Here is a 16,460-nt window from a genome sequence, read left to right as displayed (position 1 = left end):
GTTGCTGGGCGCGTTGCAAGTGGCGTCGGGCCTGGTTCGAGAGGTTTTTCGGTAGTGCCATGGAGAGCAGGCCGAAAAAATAGCGCGCGACTCTAGCACAGCCGGATCGGGGTTCGTGCGCTGGACGGGCATCTGGACGACAGGGCGCAAGCCCATGTCGCATCTCTACAAGGCTCGTCTTCCGGCTCTGCCAGGTAGTTGCCGGGGCGGATCAGCAAACCTGCGGCTGGCAGGGTGTGACCCGTGGTCGCTCGAAGAACAGGAAGAATTGACGCTACGCTGTACCATGTGCGGCGCAAGCGAGCGTCTGAATCGTGATGAGTTGGCAATCGAACTGTTCGTTTTCCAGAGCATCGAAAGTTGCATCGCCCGCACGCCCCAGGGGCGTCGTCCTAGCCGCGTAGGCCCGCCGCCATGCCGGTTACCGTACAAGGAGCTTTACCCGTCAATGCGATTGATCTGGAAGTCATTCCGCTCGCTCTATTTCGCCACCTTGCTGATGCTGCTCGGCTCTGGCCTGCTCAGTACCTACCTGGCCCTGCGTCTGGCTGACACCGTGGATGGTCTCTGGGTCGGTGCGCTGATGGCGGCCAATTACTTTGGCCTTGTGCTCGGCGGCAAGCTGGGGCATCGACTGATCGGTCGGGTGGGGCATATCCGTGCTTACGTGGCCTGTGCCGGCGTGGTCACGGCGGCTGTGCTGGGCCATGGGCTGATCGAGTGGCTGCCATTCTGGCTGTTCCTGCGCATGTTGGTGGGCCTGGGCATGATGTGTCAGTACATGGTGATCGAGAGCTGGCTCAACGAGCAGGCCGAAGCCAGGCAGCGTGGCCTGGTGTTCAGCGGGTATATGGGGGCTTCCTACCTGGGCCTGATTCTTGGGCAGCTGGCGCTGGTGGTGCATCCGACGCTGGGTCTGGAATTGCTCATGTTGGTCGCCCTGTGCTTCGCCTTGTGCCTGGTGCCCGTAGCGCTGACCCGGCGTTTACACCCGGCGCCCTTGCATCCGGCACCGCTGGAGCTGCGCTTCTTCCTCAGTCGCGTGCCGCTGTCGCTGACCGCTATCGCCGTGGCTGGCCTGTTGATCGGTTCTTTTTATGGCCTGGCGCCTTTGTACGCCACTCGGATGGGGCTATCGACCGAGCAGGTGGGGCTGTTCATGGGCAGCTGCATCCTGGCGGGGCTCCTGGTGCAGTGGCCGCTGGGCTGGCTTTCCGATCGACATGACCGCGTGCGCCTGATTCGTGGCTGTTCGGTCTTGCTGCTGCTGGCTGCCTTGCCGTTGGCGGCACTGCCACAGGTATTTCTCGGCCTGCTGTTCGGTGTCGGCTTTCTGGTCAGCATGATGCAATTCAGCCTCTACCCACTGGCCGTGGCCCTGGCCAATGACCATGTCGAGCCGGAGCGGCGGGTATCACTGACGGCCATGCTGTTGGTGACATTCGGTGTTGGTGCCTGCATCGGTCCATTATTGGCGGGTGTATTGATGCGTTTTTATGGCGCCAACATGCTCTATGTGTTTGTCAGTGTCTGTGCGCTGATCCTGGTCTGGCGTATTCGCCCAGAGGTCGTCACCCATCAGCATCAGGTCGATGATGCGCCACTGCAGCATATGGCCATGCCCGGTAATGTCACCAGTTCACCGCTGGTTGCAGCGCTAGACCCGAGGGTCGACGAGCAAGCCGTGCAGGAACAGATGCAGGAACCAGCAGTTGCAGCGGCTGCGGCGCAAGAGGAACAGCAGAAAACACAGGCAGCCCAGTAAGGGCTGCCAAATTCAGAGGGGGTCGTCGCTCTCGGTGCGACGTGCCTCTCGCTGCAGTTGGTAGACGAAGCGCTCGACCTGGCGTTGCTCCAGGCCGGTCATGCGATGAAAACGAGTGCCGACGAAGGTCATGTCGACCTTGTCCTCGTATTGCACATGGCGTATTTCCACTGCGCAGGTCAGGTTGCCGAAGGGCAGATAAGCTGTGAGACGCTCATGTACCTGGCCTCCACTCAACTGTTGGGTGAGGTCGCCGGCAAAACGTAGTCTGCAGCCGCCGGCCGAGATATCCAGCAAATGGCCGGGTAGCGGTTCACGCAGCTTGTCGCCATTAAGAACCACCTTGACCAAATCACTCAACTTTAACTGTGCGCGAAAGGCACTGCGGCGCTGGTGATAGATTACCTCACTGGGTAGCGGCGCCCAGTAGCAGGGGGCTCCCTCGAGCTCGCCGAGCTGCACGTCATGATCACAGGTCCAGGCGACGCGTACCCCGTCGCGAAGCGCTTCTATGTTGAAGGTTTCACCCTGCTTGAGAAAACGCTCGCCATCGTTGGGGATGATTTCGTCCAGTGCCACGCGAGCACGGTCTTTATCGATTTCAACCAGGTAGCTTTGGAAGCGCAGGCCGCGCCCCTTGAACTGAATGATCAGGGGGTCATGGTTCTGTTGCAGTTGACGCAGGATGGCAATGATCTCGACGGATGTCTTGAGCACCTTGGGCGGCTGAGGACCGCTCTCGTCGTTGAACGCGCTGGACACAGGACGGAACTCTCCGGTTCATGAGCTATAACGGCACTAGCATACTGGCAGAGTGCCTGCATGTCCCTGTGCTTTTTGTTGGGGGATGGCTCAGGCCTGGCTGAGCGGTCTTTGCTGCGCGATTCTAGCGGCACTACCACGGCTGTCATAGAGGCCGGGTGTCTCTGCGCCGCGCAGAATACCAAGGACGCTGCCGACCGAGGCCTGGTTGGCGCGAATCAAACGCCCATTGCGCAAATTGGCCTCCTGGCAGCGCTGCAGGAGAGCGGACAGCTCCTCACTGCGTACCAGCAACTGATCACCTACGGAGGATTTGCTCGCCAGCGCAGTGAGCCCTTCGCGATCTGCACTCAGACCGGCGTTTTGCAGCAGACGGCTGCGCTCGTTGCCGTGCTGTTGAAGCAGGGCAAGCAGAGGTTGTTTTTCACTGAGCAGGCTGTCGAGGCGCGGCAGGTCACGTTCGGTGAGGGCCTGGAATTCGCTATCGATCAGCTCAAGCAATTGCCCGGCGGTGCCGATATCGTTGGTGAAGAGGTCAAGCAAGGCTGTGTCGTTCATGGCGGGCTCTTGGGGGTCGGGCGTCCAACACCCCCAGCGCAGCCCTGAGACTAGCGCTGGGATTCGAAGTTGAGCAGTTTCTGGGCGACGCGTTTGCTGTCGACCTGATAGCTGCCATCAGCGATGGCCTGTTTCAGCTGGGTCACACGCTCCTTGTTGACGATGGGCTGATCACGCAGCTTCTCGCCGATTGTTTGCAACTGCTGTGCCTCACGGCTCAGTTGCACCGATTCACCGCTCTTGGTGTTGGTCTGTTCATCAGTGCCGGTGACAGGCGCTTTGTTCGGCTGTGCCGACTCATTGCGATTGCCAGCCTGAGTCGCGCCGGTACGTCCCGCATTGGCGGGCGTATTGGCATTGTTCAGCCGGTTGAAGTCGATGACCATGATGCAGAACCTCAGACGATATGGTGGACGCTTGCCATGCTTCTCGGCTGCTGCCAGGAAAACTTTAGGATTAATTTCATCGCGACATTAAGCAGTGTAGGGAATCGCCAGACCTATGCGCCACAAAAAACATGCCTACATTGATACTTCTACCTGCCCTGGCCCGACTACACGAGCGCGAACCACTCGCTGCGAGCGTAGGTTACGCACGTTGATCTGCTCGCCCGGGGCCCCGTCGGTCAGGGCTTCGCCGGGCATGCGTACGTTGACCGTGGAGCCACGAGCGCTGATCACCACCTGATCGCCTCGACGAATGACTTCGGCTACTTGCAGGTGGGTAGACAAAAGAATCTGGTCACTACCGAGCTGGCGCGTCAATTTTTTGCCGATCGCCTGATTCAGGTCGGTGAGAAAGTTCTGACCCAATTGACCGACATCGCGTTCAACCAGGCTCAAATCCGTAGCTTTGACTACGCTCATGCGCTTGAGCGGGCGAGTCAGTACGACAATGGGGCGATACAAGCGCACTTCAGCGGGCACGAATACTGTCCACGGAGCGCTGCCGTCACAGCGCACGCGCGTAGTGACACGGCCCAGCGGCTGCGCCGGGCTTTCCAGCGTGGTGGTCAGCGGCTGATCGCACAGAGGCAGGCGTAACCGTGGGTCGAGACGGTTGACGCGAATCTCATGGCGGCCCTGAATTTCGCTACGCTGTAGATATTCAGTGGTCGCCTGCTCAAGAAAGGCCTCGGTGGCGCCGATAAGTTGTTCAGTGCTGGTGAAGGTGGCAGCCGCCGTAGCGCTGTAGCCGAGTGTCGGCAAAGCGAGTAAAACGGGCAAAGGGGCAAGGCACTTTGCTAGTAGCTGACGGAATGATGACGTTCTCTGCTTCATAAGCAATGCAAAGCAAGCCCCGTGCCGCCTGCTAGGCTCAACGGGGTAGGCGTTACTGGATAAGAAGGAGTCCGGGCATGGCCGGGTTGATGGATTCGGTTAACCAGCGCACTCAGTTGGTGGGACAGAACCGCTTGGAGTTGTTGCTGTTTCGCCTGGAAGGCCCACAGCTTTACGGTATCAACGTATTCAAGGTGAAAGAGGTGCTGCAATGCCCGAAACTCACCATCATGCCCAAATCAAGTCCGGTGGTGCGGGGGGTGGCCAACATTCGCGGGGGCACCATCCCGATTCTCGATCTTTCCATCGCTACCGGCCGTGCCGCGCTGGAAGATCTGAAGACCAGCTTCGTGATCATCACCGAGTACAACACCAAGGTTCAGGGTTTTCTGGTGCGCTCGGTCGAACGTATCGTCAACATGAACTGGGAGGAGATCCATCCGCCACCCAAGGGCACCGGACGCGATCACTACCTGACAGCAGTCACGCGGCTCGACCAGCAGTTGGTCGAGATCATCGATGTCGAGAAGATTCTTGCCGAAGTCGCGCCGACCTCGGAAGTGATCTCCGCTGGCGTCATCGATGATCAGGTGCAGAGTCAGGCGCTGACCAAGCATGTGCTGATCGTCGATGACTCCTCGGTGGCGCGCAAACAGGTTTTGCGCTGCCTGCAGACCGTTGGCGTCGAGGTGACGGCGCTGAACGATGGCCGCGAGGCACTCAATTACCTCAAGAAAATGGCCGACGAGGGGCATAATCCCGACAAGGAACTGCTGATGCTGATTTCCGACATCGAGATGCCCGAGATGGACGGATATACGCTGACCACGGAGATTCGCAGCGATCCGCGCATGCAGAAGCTGCACATCCTCCTGCATACTTCACTGTCCGGGGTGTTCAACCAGGCGATGGTGAAGAAGGTCGGCGCCGACGATTTCCTCGCCAAGTTCAAGCCGGATGATCTGGCGGCGCGGGTGGTCGAGCGCATTCGGGTAGCGGATGGGGGCTGAGGGACAAACCTTGGTGAACGTTATGGTTGGTGAGGCGGCACTAGTGTCTTCAGGTAATTTGGATTTCGAGCAGTTCCGGACTTTCCTGGAAAAGGCCTGCGGTATTCTGCTGGGTAGCAACAAGCAGTATCTGGTCTCCAGTCGTCTGAACAAACTGATGGAGCAGAATGGCATCAAGACCCTGGGCGAACTGGTGCAGCGCATGCAAAGCCAGCCGCGCGGAGGGCTGCGCGAGCAGGTGGTGGATGCCATGACCACCAACGAGACCCTGTGGTTTCGCGACACCTATCCGTTCGAGGTGCTCAAGAGCCGGGTGCTGCCGGAGCTGATCAAGGCCTACCCGGCCCAGCGTCTGCGCATCTGGTCGGCGGCCTGTTCGTCCGGGCAGGAGCCCTATTCGCTGTCGATGACCATCGACGAGTTCGAGCGTACCAACCTCGGCCAGCTCAAGGCGGGTGTGCAGATCGTCGCCACCGATCTGTCTCCGTCGATGCTGAGCAACTGCAAGTCCGGCGAGTACGACAGCCTGGCCATGGGCCGCGGTCTGTCGCAGGAGCGTCTGCAGCGTTATTTCGATTCCAGGGGGCCGGGGCGCTGGCAGGTCAAGGCGCCGATCAAGAGCCGCGTCGAGTTTCGGCCACTGAACCTGCTCGACAGTTATGCGGCGCTGGGCAAGTTCGACATCGTGTTCTGCCGCAACGTGCTGATCTACTTCTCGGCAGAAGTGAAGAAGGACATCCTCACGCGCATCCATGCCACCCTCAAGCCGGGTGGCTATCTGTTCCTTGGCGCCTCCGAAGCGCTCAATGGCCTGCCGGACAAGTACCAGATGGTGCAGTGCAGCCCGGGGATCATCTACAAGGCCAAATAGGCGCAAGGCATGTTTGGTATCAGCAACGGGAGGCCTTTGGCCTCCCGTTTGCGTTTCTGGACTCTGAAAACCATGGGCCCGATCGGATAGGTTTCGCCGTGCGCACCAGCGGTTTGGCCTGGTGCAGAAGAACCGATGCGCATCGCGCGCCCCAGGGTTCGGCGGGGCGGCAATCTGTCCGGTTGTCTTTGCCGCTTGCTTGTCCGTAGGCGGTAAAGCCTTGCCGCTTTGCCGTTATTTTTCCGCCTGAATGCTATTAAAGTATTGATTTAATTGGATTAAATAAATTGGCACAGCCTTTGCTGAATAGCTCACAACAGTGACCACATGGCCCAAGCGGCAAAGGTTCGGAACATGAGCATCAACTTCGGCAGAGCACTCGGTATTCACGAACAGGCCCTCGGCTTTCGCGCCCAGCGCGCCGAGGTGCTGGCCAACAACATCGCCAACGCCGATACGCCGAACTACAAAGCGCGCGATCTGGATTTCGCCAGCGTACTGGCCGAACAGAGCAGCCGCATGCAGCGTGGCGGCGTTTCTCTGAGCCGCACCGATAGCCGCCACATCCCAGCCGAGGGCGTGAAGACCGGCGAGGCCGAGCTGCCTTACCGCACGCCGTTCCATGCCTCGCTGGATCAAAACACCGTCGACCTGCAGATCGAGCAGTCGAACTACGCCGAGAACGCGGTGCAGTTCCAGGCCAGCTTTACCTTTCTCAACAGCAAATTCAAAGGGTTGACTGCAGCCCTGCGCGGCGAATAAGGAGTCAGGCCATGTCCCTTGCCAGTGTTTTCAGCATCGCCGGAACCGGCATGAGCGCGCAGAGCACTCGCCTCAATACCGTGGCCAGCAATATCGCCAACACGGAGTCTGTCTCTTCGAGTATCGAGCAGACCTACCGTGCCCGTCATCCGGTGTTCGCCACCGTGTTCCAGCAGTCGCAGAACAGTGGTAGTGGTTCGCTGTTCGCCGAGCAGGACGAGGCGGGGAGTGGGGTGCAGGTGCTCGGCATCGTCGAGGATCAGAGCAATCTCGACATGCGCTACGAGCCCAGTCATCCGGCAGCGAATGCGGATGGGTACGTGTTCTATCCGAACGTCAATGTGGTCGAGGAAATGGCGGACATGATTTCGGCCAGTAGAGCCTTTCAAACCAATGCGGAAATGATGAATACCGCCAAGACCATGCTGCAGAAGGTTCTGACCCTGGGTCAGTAAGGACATAGCCATGAGCACCACAGAGACTGTTTCCAGCAGCGTGCTGTCGACATACTCCGGCACCTCGACCAGCAACACCAACGAATCCAGCTACTCCAGCCTGGGCAAGGATGACTTTCTGATGCTGCTGGTGACCCAGTTGAACAACCAGAACCCGCTGGATCCGCAGGACAACAGCGAGTTCGTGGCTCAGCTTGCGCAGTTCAGCAGCCTGGAAAGTCTGACCAATATCTCCGCTTCGATGGACTCGCTGCTGGGCAGCTATCAATCGTCGCAGGCTTTGCAAGCCTCTTCCCTGGTGGGGCGCAGCGTGATGGTTTCCGCCAGCAGCACCCAGGTGGATGGTGTTTCGGGGCTGACCGGCACGCTGGTGGTTCCAACGGCGGCCGACAACGTCTCGGTGAGGGTTTACGACGAGGCGGGCAGCCTGGTCAAAAGCATACCGCTGGATAATCAAAGCAGCGCTGGCCTGGTGGACTTCACCTGGGACGGCACCGATGAGAGCGGCCAACTGCTGCCCGCGGGCACCTACAAATTCTCGGCCTCCGCGTCGCTGGGTGGCACGTCCACCGCGCTGGAAACCTATCTGCCGGCAACGGTCAACAGCGTGACGCTCGGCATCGGGGGCGGCGACATGACGCTGAACCTGGCGGGTGCCGGAAATGTCGCGCTATCCAAAGTCATCAGCGTCGGCCAGTAATCAACAGGCATCGGGAGATAAGACATGACGTTCAATACGGCGCTCAGTGGGTTGAAGGCGGCCAGCACCCACCTGGATGTAACGGGCAACAACATCGCCAACACCGGGACGACGGGCTTCAAGTATTCGCGTGCGGAGTTCGCGGACCTCTATGCCAGCAGCATGTTCGGCACCGGCAGCAACGCGGTCGGCAGTGGGGTGATTACGGCGGATATCGCCCAGCAGCACACCCAGGGCAACATCAGCTACACCGACAACAGCCTGGATCTGGCCGTCAATGGCAGTGGCTATTTCATCGTCAACGATGGCGGCACCCAGCTCTACACCCGCTCCGGCGCGTTCAAGGTGGACAATCAGGGCAACGTCATCGACAACTCGGGCAACAACCTGATGGGCTACGGGGTGGACGCCGATGGCAACCTGGTCAATGGCGTGCTGACCAATCTGACCGTCGACACCAGCAACCAGGCGCCGAATGCCACCTCGACCGTTACCCAGGGGGTGGCGCTCAACTCGTCCGAGACGGTGCCCACCATCGCCTTCGACCCCACGGTCTCCGGTTCCTTCAACTGGTCGACCTCGGTGAGCCTGTACGACTCCCAGGGCAATGAGCACACCATGACCCAGTACTTCGTCAAGGAGGCGAGCAACGAGTGGAGCATGCACGTGCTGATCGACGGGCGCAATCCCGGTGATCCCGCCAGCACCGATCCGTATCAGGCGTCGCTGTCGTTCGACACCTCCGGCAGGCTGCAGGCATCGGCCTCCAGCGACTTCACGGTCAATGCCGATGGCACCATCACGCTGGCCGACTGGGTGCCGGCGACCATCACCGACGCCACCACCGATCCGGTCACCTGGGGCGACAACGGTGCCGCGGCGAGCACATCGGGGGTGACTCTGGATCTACGCAACATGACCCAGACCAATACCCGCTTCGCGGTCAACAGCCTGTCGCAGGATGGCTATACCACCGGTCAGTTGTCCGGGCTGTCGGTGGACGAGACCGGGCAACTGTTCGCCACCTATACCAATGGCCAGGCCAATTTGATTGGCCAGGTGGCGCTGGCCACCTTCGCCAACATGCAGGGGTTGACGCCGGTGGGCGGAACGGCCTGGAAGCAGTCGCTGGCCTCGGGCGAGCCGGTGATAGGTACGCCGGGCTCCGGTACGCTGGGCTCGATCGTCTCCGGTGCGCTGGAGGATTCGAACGTCGACCTGACCGCGCAACTGGTCGACCTGATCATCGCGCAGCGCAACTACCAGGCGAATGCCAAGACCATCGAAACGGAGAATGCGATCGCCCAGACGATCATCAACATCCGCTGACGGCGGCGGGCGGCATATTCTTGCCGCCGTCAAAAGGGCCTTCCGTGATGGAGGGCTTTTTTGTTTTTTAAAAACAATAACTTACTTAAAATTATTAGCCTGGCACGTGCCTTGCTTTGATCTGTCCGAGAGTCGTTTTCACGGCGGAGGTCGAAGTGGACAAATTGCTTTATGTCGCCATGTCGGGCGCGAGCCAGAACACCTATGCGCAAAAGGCGCATGCCAATAATCTGGCGAACATTTCCACCAGCGGGTTTCGCGCCGATCTGGAACAGGCGCGGGCCATGCCGGTTTTCGGTGACAGCTATCCGGCGCGGGTCTACGCCATGTCCGAGCGGCCCGCTACGGATTTCACGCCCGGCGTACTGCAGGAAACCGGGCGGGATATGGATGTTTCGATAGAGGGTGATGGCTGGATTGCCGTGCAGGCCCCGGATGGCTCCGAGGCTTATGTACGCACCGCCAGCCTGTCGATCGATGCCCTAGGCATGCTGCGCACCGGCAATGGGTTGCCGGTCATGGGCAATGCCGGGCCCATCGCCGTGCCGCCCGAGGAGAAAGTCGAGATCGGTCAGGACGGCACGATCAGCATTCGCGCCCTGGGCGAAGCGCCGAATGTCCTGGCCGAGGTCGACCGCATCAAGCTGGTCAACCCCGATACCGCGCAGATGCGCAAGGGGCGCGACGGCCTCATCCATATGAGAGACGGCCAGTTGCTCGAAGCGGATGCCAACGTACGCCTGCATTCTGGCTTCCTGGAGAGCAGCAACGTGAGCGCCGTCGGAGAGATGACGGCCATTCTCGCCCTGTCCAGACAATTCGAACTGCACGTCAAGATGATGAACACGGCCAAGGAGGGCTCCGAGTCCATGGCCCGTGTCATGCAGATCAGCTAACGAGTAGCGCCCGCGCAGGGCGAGGAGATAGACATGCTTCCAGCGCTTTGGGTCAGCAAGACCGGTTTGTCCGCCCAGGACATGAATCTGTCGGTGATATCCAACAACCTGGCCAACGTTTCGACCACCGGCTTCAAGCGCGACCGGGCCGAGTTCCAGGATCTGCTGTACCAGATCCGCCGTCAGCCAGGCGCTCAATCGACCCAGGACAGCGAGCTGCCGTCCGGCCTGCAACTGGGTACGGGGGTACGGATCGTCGGTACCCAGAAGAACTTCACCACGGGCAGCCTGCAGACCACCGACCAGCCACTGGACATGGCGATCAACGGGCGCGGTTTTTTCCAGATTCTGCTGCCCGATGGCACCATCGGCTATTCGCGCGACGGCACGTATCACCTCGATTCCGACGGCCAGATCGTCACGTCGAACGGCTTCGCCCTGGAGCCGGCCATCGTCGTGCCCGCCGAAACCCAGACCTTCACCGTCGGGGAGGATGGCACGGTGTCCGTGACCACCGCCAACAGCGCCGCGGTGCAGATCATCGGCAACCTGCAGACCGCCGATTTCATCAATCCGGCCGGCCTGCAGGCGATTGGCAACAACCTGTTTCTGGAGACCGCTTCCAGTGGCGCTCCGCAAGTGGGAACGCCGGGCCTCAATGGCCTGGGCACCGTTTTGCAAAATACCCTGGAAAACTCCAACGTCAGTGTCGTCGAGGAAATGGTCAACATGATCACGACACAGCGCGCCTACGAAATGAACTCGAAGGTCATTTCCACGGCCGATTCCATGTTGCAGTTCATCACGCAGACGCTTTGAGTCTGATCGGGATCGCTAGGGCGGGCAGAGTGTTGGATGTGAGGTGTGCGATGAAAGGTCTGATTGTGTTGACGTCGGTTTGTCTGCTGCTGGGGGGGTGCGTGGCGCCTGCGCCCAAGGCGGACGATCCCTATTATGCACCCGTGTTGCCGCGTACGCCGCTGCCGGCCAACGCGACCAGTGGCGCGATCTACCAGGCCGGTTTCGAGAGCAATCTGTATGACGATCGAAAGGCTTTTCGCGTCGGCGACATCATCACCATCACCCTGGAGGAGCGCACCCAGGCGAGCAAGGCGGCCCGCTCCGACATCAGCAAGGACAGTTCCGCCAATATCGGGCTGACCTCGTTGTTCGGTGGAGGGGTGTCGGCCACCAACCCGCTGACGCGAAACCGGATGGATCTGGGAACCCAGTTCAACGGTTCGCGGGACAGCGCCGGCGATGCCAGCGCGGCGCAGAGCAACAGCCTCACCGGCTCGGTCACCGTGACCGTGGCCGAAGTGCTGCCCAACGGCGTGCTGGTGGTGCGTGGCGAGAAGTGGCTGACGCTCAATACCGGCAATGAAATGGTGCGGATTGCCGGGCTGATCAGGGCCGACGACATCGCCAGCGACAACACCGTTTCATCCACTCGGGTCGCCGACGCCAGGTTGACCTACTCGGGAACCGGTTCCTTCGCCGACGCCAGCCAGCCAGGTTGGCTGAGCCGATTCTTCCTCAGCCCGCTGTGGCCGTTCTGAGGACATGAACATGAAAACCTGGATGACCTCTGTCGCCGTAGGGCGGGTGCAACCCGCCAGATCGCCTGTGGGAGCGAGCTCTGCTCGCGAAGCTTTTACCGAATTGCGGGTTCGCGAGCAGAGCTCGCTCCTACAACGGACACCTGTGCATTCGCAGTCGGCCTCCTGCCGTCAGCAGTTCGCCTGCGCCTATCGCGGCCAGCGCCGCCGTGGTGCCAACGACTGGCTGCTGCTGGCGATCATGCTCGCCTGCCTGCTGATCAGCCAGCAGGCCCAGGCCGAACGGCTCAAGGATCTGGCGTCCATTCAAGGGGTGCGCAGCAACCAGTTGATCGGCTACGGCCTGGTGGTCGGCCTCAACGGCAGCGGCGACCAAACTACGCAGACGCCTTTTACCGTGCAGACCTTCAACAACATGTTGGCGCAGTTCGGCATCAAGGTGCCGGCCGGCGGCAACGTGCAACTGAAAAACATTGCCGCTGTATCGGTGCATGCTGAGCTGCCGCCATTCTCCAAGCCTGGGCAGACCATCGACATCACCATTTCGTCCATCGGTAACGCCAAGAGCTTGCGCGGCGGCAGCCTGCTGATGACGCCGCTCAAGGGTATCGATGGCAACGTCTACGCCGTTGCCCAGGGCAACCTGGTGGTGGGCGGCTTTGATGCCGGCGGCGCCGATGGCTCGCGGATCACCGTCAACGTGCCGTCCGCCGGGCGTATCCCCGGTGGCGCCACGGTGGAGCGTCCGGTGCCGAGCGGTTTCGACCAGGGCAACTACCTGACGCTGAACCTCAATCGTCCGGACTTCACCACGGCGAAGAACATCGTCGACCAGATCAACGACCTGCTCGGCCCGGGCGTGGCCCAGGCCATCGACGGCGGCTCGATCCGCGTCAGCGCGCCGCTCGATCCCAACCAGCGGGTCGATTACCTGTCGATTCTGGAAAACATCGAAGTCAATCCCGGCCAGGCCGTGGCCAAGGTCATCATCAACTCGCGCACCGGGACCATCGTTATCGGCCAGAACGTCAAGGTGCAGCCGGCTGCGGTGACCCATGGCAGCCTGACCGTGACCATCACCGAAGACCCCATCGTCAGCCAGCCCGAAGCGTTCTCCGGCGGGCAGACCGCAGTGGTGCCGCGCTCGCGCGTAGGCGCCGAGCAGGAGGCCAAGCCGATGTTCAAGTTCGGCCCCGGCACCAGCCTCGACGAGATCGTCCGTGCGGTGAACCAGGTGGGCGCCGCGCCTTCCGACCTGATGGCCATCCTCGAGGCGCTCAAGCAAGCCGGCGCCTTGCAGGCCGACCTGATCGTGATCTGAGGTGAGCATGAATACCTTGTCGGGCAATACCCGCGCCACCACCGATTCCGGGGCCTATACCGATCTCAATCGTCTGGCCGGAATGAAAAATGGCCAAGGGCGCGACAGCGAAGGCAACATTCGCCGCGTCGCCCAGGAGTTCGAGGCGCTGTTCATCAACCAGATATTCAAGTCGATGCGCTCGGCGAACCAGGCGATCGCCAAGGACAGCCCGTTCGACAGCGAGACCTCGCGCCACTACCAGGACATGCATGACCAGCAGTTGTCGATCAACCTGTCGCGTGAAGGCGGTGGCATCGGCCTGGCCGACGTGCTGGTGCGGCAGATGAGCGGGCTACGTGGCGCGCCGGCGCGCAGCAGCCCGTTCGGCACGACAGTGGAGCGATCCGAGGCCGCCGGGCAGTCGGCCGATGCCAGGCCGCAATCCCAGGCCGCCTTGCTCAATCAGCGCCGCCTGTCGCTTCCGGGACGTTTGGAGGATCGTCTGCTGGCCGGTATCGTGCCCAGTAGCGAGGGCGAGGATGGCGGCGGCAATTGGTTGCCAGCCAAGCAGGCGGCTGGCAAGACCACCGACGTTGCCGACACGCTGGCGCAGCGCACGCGGGTTCAGCCACCGCTGGCCAAAGGCAGTTCGGCTTTCTCGTCGGCGCAGGAGTTCGTCCAGACCATGCTGCCCCTGGCCCAGGAGGCGGCCGAGCGGATCGGTGTCGAACCACGCTATCTGGTGGCCCAGGCCGCCCTGGAAACCGGCTGGGGCAAGTCCATCCTGCGGCGTGGCGATGGCGGCAGCAGCCACAACCTGTTCGGCATCAAGACCCACGGTCAGTGGCAGGGGGAGTCGGCGCGGGCGATCACCCGTGAATATCGCAACGGGCAGACGGTACGTGAAGCGGCCAGTTTCCGCGCCTACGACTCCTATCGCCAGAGCTTCCATGACCTGGTCGATTTCCTGCAGAGCAACCCACGTTACCAGGAGGCCCTGGCGGCCACTGGCAACTCCGAGCGGTTCGTCAACAAGCTGCAGTCGGCCGGCTACGCCACGGATCCGCAGTACGCCCGCAAGATCAGCCAGATCGCCCGCAAGATCGACGCGACCTACCAGACCATTGCCCGCGCCGACGGCGCCTCCACCCGGACGCTCTGAGGTGACTCATGGCTGATCTTCTCGCAATCGGGGTTTCCGGCCTGCGCGTGAGCCAGACCGCGCTGGCCGTGACCGGCAACAACATCACCAATACCGATACTCCCGGCTATACCCGCCAGCAGGCGATGCAGGTTTCCAATAACTCGCAGCAACTGGGCGCGACCTACCTCGGCAGTGGCGCCTCGATCACCGACGTGCGGCGTATCTACAGCGGCTACCTGACCACCCAGGTGCGCACGGCCACCGCGCTGGACAGCGATGCGCAGACCTACCTGACCCAGATCAGCCAGGTCAACTCGCTGCTGGCCGACAGCACCACCGGCATCACCGCGGTGATGGAGAACTTCTTCGCCGCCCTGCAGACCGCCGCGGCCAGCCCCACCGATACCGCCTCGCGGCAATTGCTGCTGACCCAGGCATCGACCCTGGGCGAGCGCTTCAACTCCATCTACAGCCAGTTGGCGGAACAGAACGGCTACATCAACCAGCAGTTGTCGAGCATGGTTCAGCAGGTCAACAGCCTGGCGGCCAGTGTCGCCCAGTACAACCAGGCCATCGTCAATGCCTCCGCTTCCGGCGCCTCGCCCAACGACCTGCTGGACCAGCGCGACGAGGCGGTGCGAGAGCTTTCCGAGCTGATCGGGGTCACCGTGGTCGAGCAGGATGGCAGCTACAACCTGTTCATCGGCAATGGCCAGCCGCTGGTGGTGGGCGGCAGCGCGGCGCAACTCAGCGCGGTGCCGAGCGCCGACGACCCGTCGCGCTATGCCCTGCACCTGACGCAGAACGGCAATTTCACGATAGACGTCACCTCGTCGATCACGGGAGGACAGATCGGTGGCCTGCTGCGCTACCGCGAAGAAGTGCTCGACACCACCCTCAACGACCTCGGACGCCTGGCGCTGGTGCTCGCCGACCAGGTCAACAGCCAGCTCGGCCAGGGGCTCGACCTCAATGGCCAATTGGGCGCCATGCTGTTCAGCGACATCAATGAGCTGACCCTGCAGCAGCAGAGAAGCCTGGGGCAAGCCGGCAACAGCGATACCTCCGCCAACCTGCGCGTGTACATCGACGACACCAGCGCGCTCAGTACCAGCGACTACGAAGTGACCTTCACCAGCGCTACCGGCTACAGCGTCAGGCGCCTGTCCGACGGCAAGGACATGGGCAGCTACGACCTGACCGATTCGCCGCCGCCGGTGATCGATGGCTTCACCCTGGCACTCGACAGCGGCAGCGTGGCGGCCGGAGACCGGTTCACCATCCTGCCGACCCGCCATGCGGCGGGCGACATCAAAGTGAGCATGACCGACTCCAACCAACTGGCCTTCGCCGCCCCCCTGGCGGCGACCCTGACCACCGGCAACGTCGGCAGCGGCAGCGTCAGCCAGCCGAGCCTGATCACCCTGATCGACATCTACGACGCCGCCGCCGTTGCCGACATGCAGAGCAGCCTGGAAAACGGCATGCCGATCAAACTGGTCTACGACGCGCCCAGCGGCGGCGCCCAGGGCTACACCCTGTACGACGTTGCTGGCAACAGCATCGGCAGCGGCAGCATCGTGCCGGGGCAGAGCAACGTCGTGACGGTCAGCGTTCCCGCCAACCCGCCCAGCGTGCCCAGCGAATACGCCTTCGAGATGACCCTGGCCGGTTCCCCGGCGGCGGGCGACAGCCTGACCATCGCCTTCAACGGCGACGGCACCGGTGACAACCGCAACGCCCTGGCGGTGCTGGAACTGCAGACGGCCAAGACCGTCGCGGTCAATGGCAACAACGGCATGAGCCTGACCACCTCCTACAGTTCGCTGATCGAAACCATTGGCGCCAAGACCAGTCAAGCCCAGCTCGACGCCGCCGCCACGGAAGCCATCCTGGCCCAGGCGACCAGCAGCCAGTCGTCGCTGTCCGGGGTCAACCTGGACGAAGAGGCGGCCAACCTGATCAAGTTCGAGCAGTACTACACGGCGGCGGCGCAAATCATTCAAGTTGCGCGCACCACGTTCGATACCCTGATCAACAGTTTTTGACGCCGCATCCTTGATGCG

17 protein-coding genes are annotated in these 16,460 nt (G+C 61.6%); 13 read left to right on the top strand and 4 right to left on the bottom strand.

What is annotated here, in order from left to right:
- The first annotated feature begins 448 nt into the window (after positions 1 to 448).
- Complete coding sequence (locus ACNFCJ_RS11375) at positions 449 to 1,765, top strand: MFS transporter (protein WP_179576897.1); 1,317 nt, start codon at positions 449 to 451, stop codon at positions 1,763 to 1,765.
- A 12-nt stretch (positions 1,766 to 1,777) separates the two neighbouring features.
- Here ACNFCJ_RS11375 and ACNFCJ_RS11370 read toward each other — a convergent pair whose 3' ends face one another.
- The 4 genes from ACNFCJ_RS11370 to flgA form a co-directional block, all read right to left on the bottom strand.
- The gene (locus tag ACNFCJ_RS11370) at positions 1,778 to 2,527 is read right to left on the bottom strand and encodes a flagellar brake protein (RefSeq protein ID WP_416771404.1); all 750 of its coding nucleotides are present in this window, start codon (positions 2,525 to 2,527) and stop codon (positions 1,778 to 1,780) included.
- A 90-nt stretch (positions 2,528 to 2,617) separates the two neighbouring features.
- Positions 2,618 to 3,085 (bottom strand): flagella synthesis protein FlgN, encoded by a 468-nt coding sequence (locus ACNFCJ_RS11365; protein ID WP_416771402.1) that lies wholly within the window; start codon positions 3,083 to 3,085, stop codon positions 2,618 to 2,620.
- Positions 3,086 to 3,135: 50 nt separating this feature from the next.
- On the bottom strand, positions 3,136 to 3,471 hold the full coding sequence (gene flgM, locus ACNFCJ_RS11360) for a flagellar biosynthesis anti-sigma factor FlgM (RefSeq protein ID WP_416771400.1): 336 nt from the start codon (positions 3,469 to 3,471) through the stop codon (positions 3,136 to 3,138).
- A 135-nt stretch (positions 3,472 to 3,606) separates the two neighbouring features.
- The gene (gene flgA / locus ACNFCJ_RS11355; protein WP_416771424.1) at positions 3,607 to 4,365 is read right to left on the bottom strand and encodes a flagellar basal body P-ring formation chaperone FlgA; all 759 of its coding nucleotides are present in this window, start codon (positions 4,363 to 4,365) and stop codon (positions 3,607 to 3,609) included.
- 77 nt (positions 4,366 to 4,442) lie between these two features.
- Between flgA and ACNFCJ_RS11350 the strand changes: the two genes are divergently transcribed.
- The 12 genes from ACNFCJ_RS11350 to flgK all read left to right on the top strand — a co-directional run bounded on the left by ACNFCJ_RS11350 (position 4,443) and on the right by flgK (position 16,442).
- The gene (locus ACNFCJ_RS11350; protein ID WP_278619742.1) at positions 4,443 to 5,375 is read left to right on the top strand and encodes a chemotaxis protein CheV; all 933 of its coding nucleotides are present in this window, start codon (positions 4,443 to 4,445) and stop codon (positions 5,373 to 5,375) included.
- A 43-nt stretch (positions 5,376 to 5,418) separates the two neighbouring features.
- On the top strand, positions 5,419 to 6,246 hold the full coding sequence (gene cheR, locus ACNFCJ_RS11345; RefSeq protein ID WP_092380390.1) for a protein-glutamate O-methyltransferase CheR: 828 nt from the start codon (positions 5,419 to 5,421) through the stop codon (positions 6,244 to 6,246).
- A gap of 354 nt (positions 6,247 to 6,600) precedes the next feature.
- Positions 6,601 to 7,008, top strand: a complete 408-nt coding sequence (gene flgB / locus ACNFCJ_RS11340) for a flagellar basal body rod protein FlgB (RefSeq protein WP_055986489.1) — start codon at positions 6,601 to 6,603, stop codon at positions 7,006 to 7,008.
- Positions 7,009 to 7,019: 11 nt separating this feature from the next.
- Positions 7,020 to 7,463: a flagellar basal body rod protein FlgC gene (gene flgC, locus ACNFCJ_RS11335; RefSeq protein ID WP_416771398.1), complete on the top strand. Its 444-nt coding sequence runs from the start codon at positions 7,020 to 7,022 to the stop codon at positions 7,461 to 7,463.
- A 10-nt stretch (positions 7,464 to 7,473) separates the two neighbouring features.
- The gene (locus ACNFCJ_RS11330) at positions 7,474 to 8,163 is read left to right on the top strand and encodes a flagellar hook assembly protein FlgD (protein WP_092376333.1); all 690 of its coding nucleotides are present in this window, start codon (positions 7,474 to 7,476) and stop codon (positions 8,161 to 8,163) included.
- A 24-nt stretch (positions 8,164 to 8,187) separates the two neighbouring features.
- A complete protein-coding gene (gene flgE / locus ACNFCJ_RS11325; protein ID WP_092376330.1) occupies positions 8,188 to 9,492 on the top strand; it encodes a flagellar hook protein FlgE in 1,305 nt (434 codons plus the stop codon).
- A gap of 155 nt (positions 9,493 to 9,647) precedes the next feature.
- The gene (locus tag ACNFCJ_RS11320; protein WP_003460700.1) at positions 9,648 to 10,388 is read left to right on the top strand and encodes a flagellar basal body rod protein FlgF; all 741 of its coding nucleotides are present in this window, start codon (positions 9,648 to 9,650) and stop codon (positions 10,386 to 10,388) included.
- A gap of 33 nt (positions 10,389 to 10,421) precedes the next feature.
- A complete protein-coding gene (gene flgG, locus ACNFCJ_RS11315) occupies positions 10,422 to 11,207 on the top strand; it encodes a flagellar basal-body rod protein FlgG (RefSeq protein WP_003460701.1) in 786 nt (261 codons plus the stop codon).
- Between the two features lie 50 nt (positions 11,208 to 11,257).
- Positions 11,258 to 11,947 (top strand): flagellar basal body L-ring protein FlgH, encoded by a 690-nt coding sequence (gene flgH / locus ACNFCJ_RS11310; protein WP_147810732.1) that lies wholly within the window; start codon positions 11,258 to 11,260, stop codon positions 11,945 to 11,947.
- A gap of 241 nt (positions 11,948 to 12,188) precedes the next feature.
- Positions 12,189 to 13,268, top strand: coding sequence for a flagellar basal body P-ring protein FlgI (locus ACNFCJ_RS11305; RefSeq protein ID WP_416771423.1), 1,080 nt, complete (start codon positions 12,189 to 12,191; stop codon positions 13,266 to 13,268).
- Positions 13,269 to 13,275: 7 nt separating this feature from the next.
- Entirely contained in the window at positions 13,276 to 14,412 is a 1,137-nt protein-coding gene (flgJ, locus tag ACNFCJ_RS11300) for a flagellar assembly peptidoglycan hydrolase FlgJ (RefSeq protein WP_100549216.1), read from the top strand.
- 8 nt (positions 14,413 to 14,420) lie between these two features.
- On the top strand, positions 14,421 to 16,442 hold the full coding sequence (gene flgK, locus ACNFCJ_RS11295; RefSeq protein ID WP_416771394.1) for a flagellar hook-associated protein FlgK: 2,022 nt from the start codon (positions 14,421 to 14,423) through the stop codon (positions 16,440 to 16,442).
- Positions 16,443 to 16,460 lie beyond the last annotated feature (18 nt).

The sequence above is a fragment of the Pseudomonas sp. NY15364 genome (genome assembly GCF_048068235.1).
Lineage (GTDB): Bacteria > Pseudomonadota > Gammaproteobacteria > Pseudomonadales > Pseudomonadaceae > Aquipseudomonas > Aquipseudomonas mendocina_D.
The sequence above is the reverse complement of the archived record's forward strand: the minus strand, read 5'-3'. Positions and strand labels throughout refer to the sequence as shown.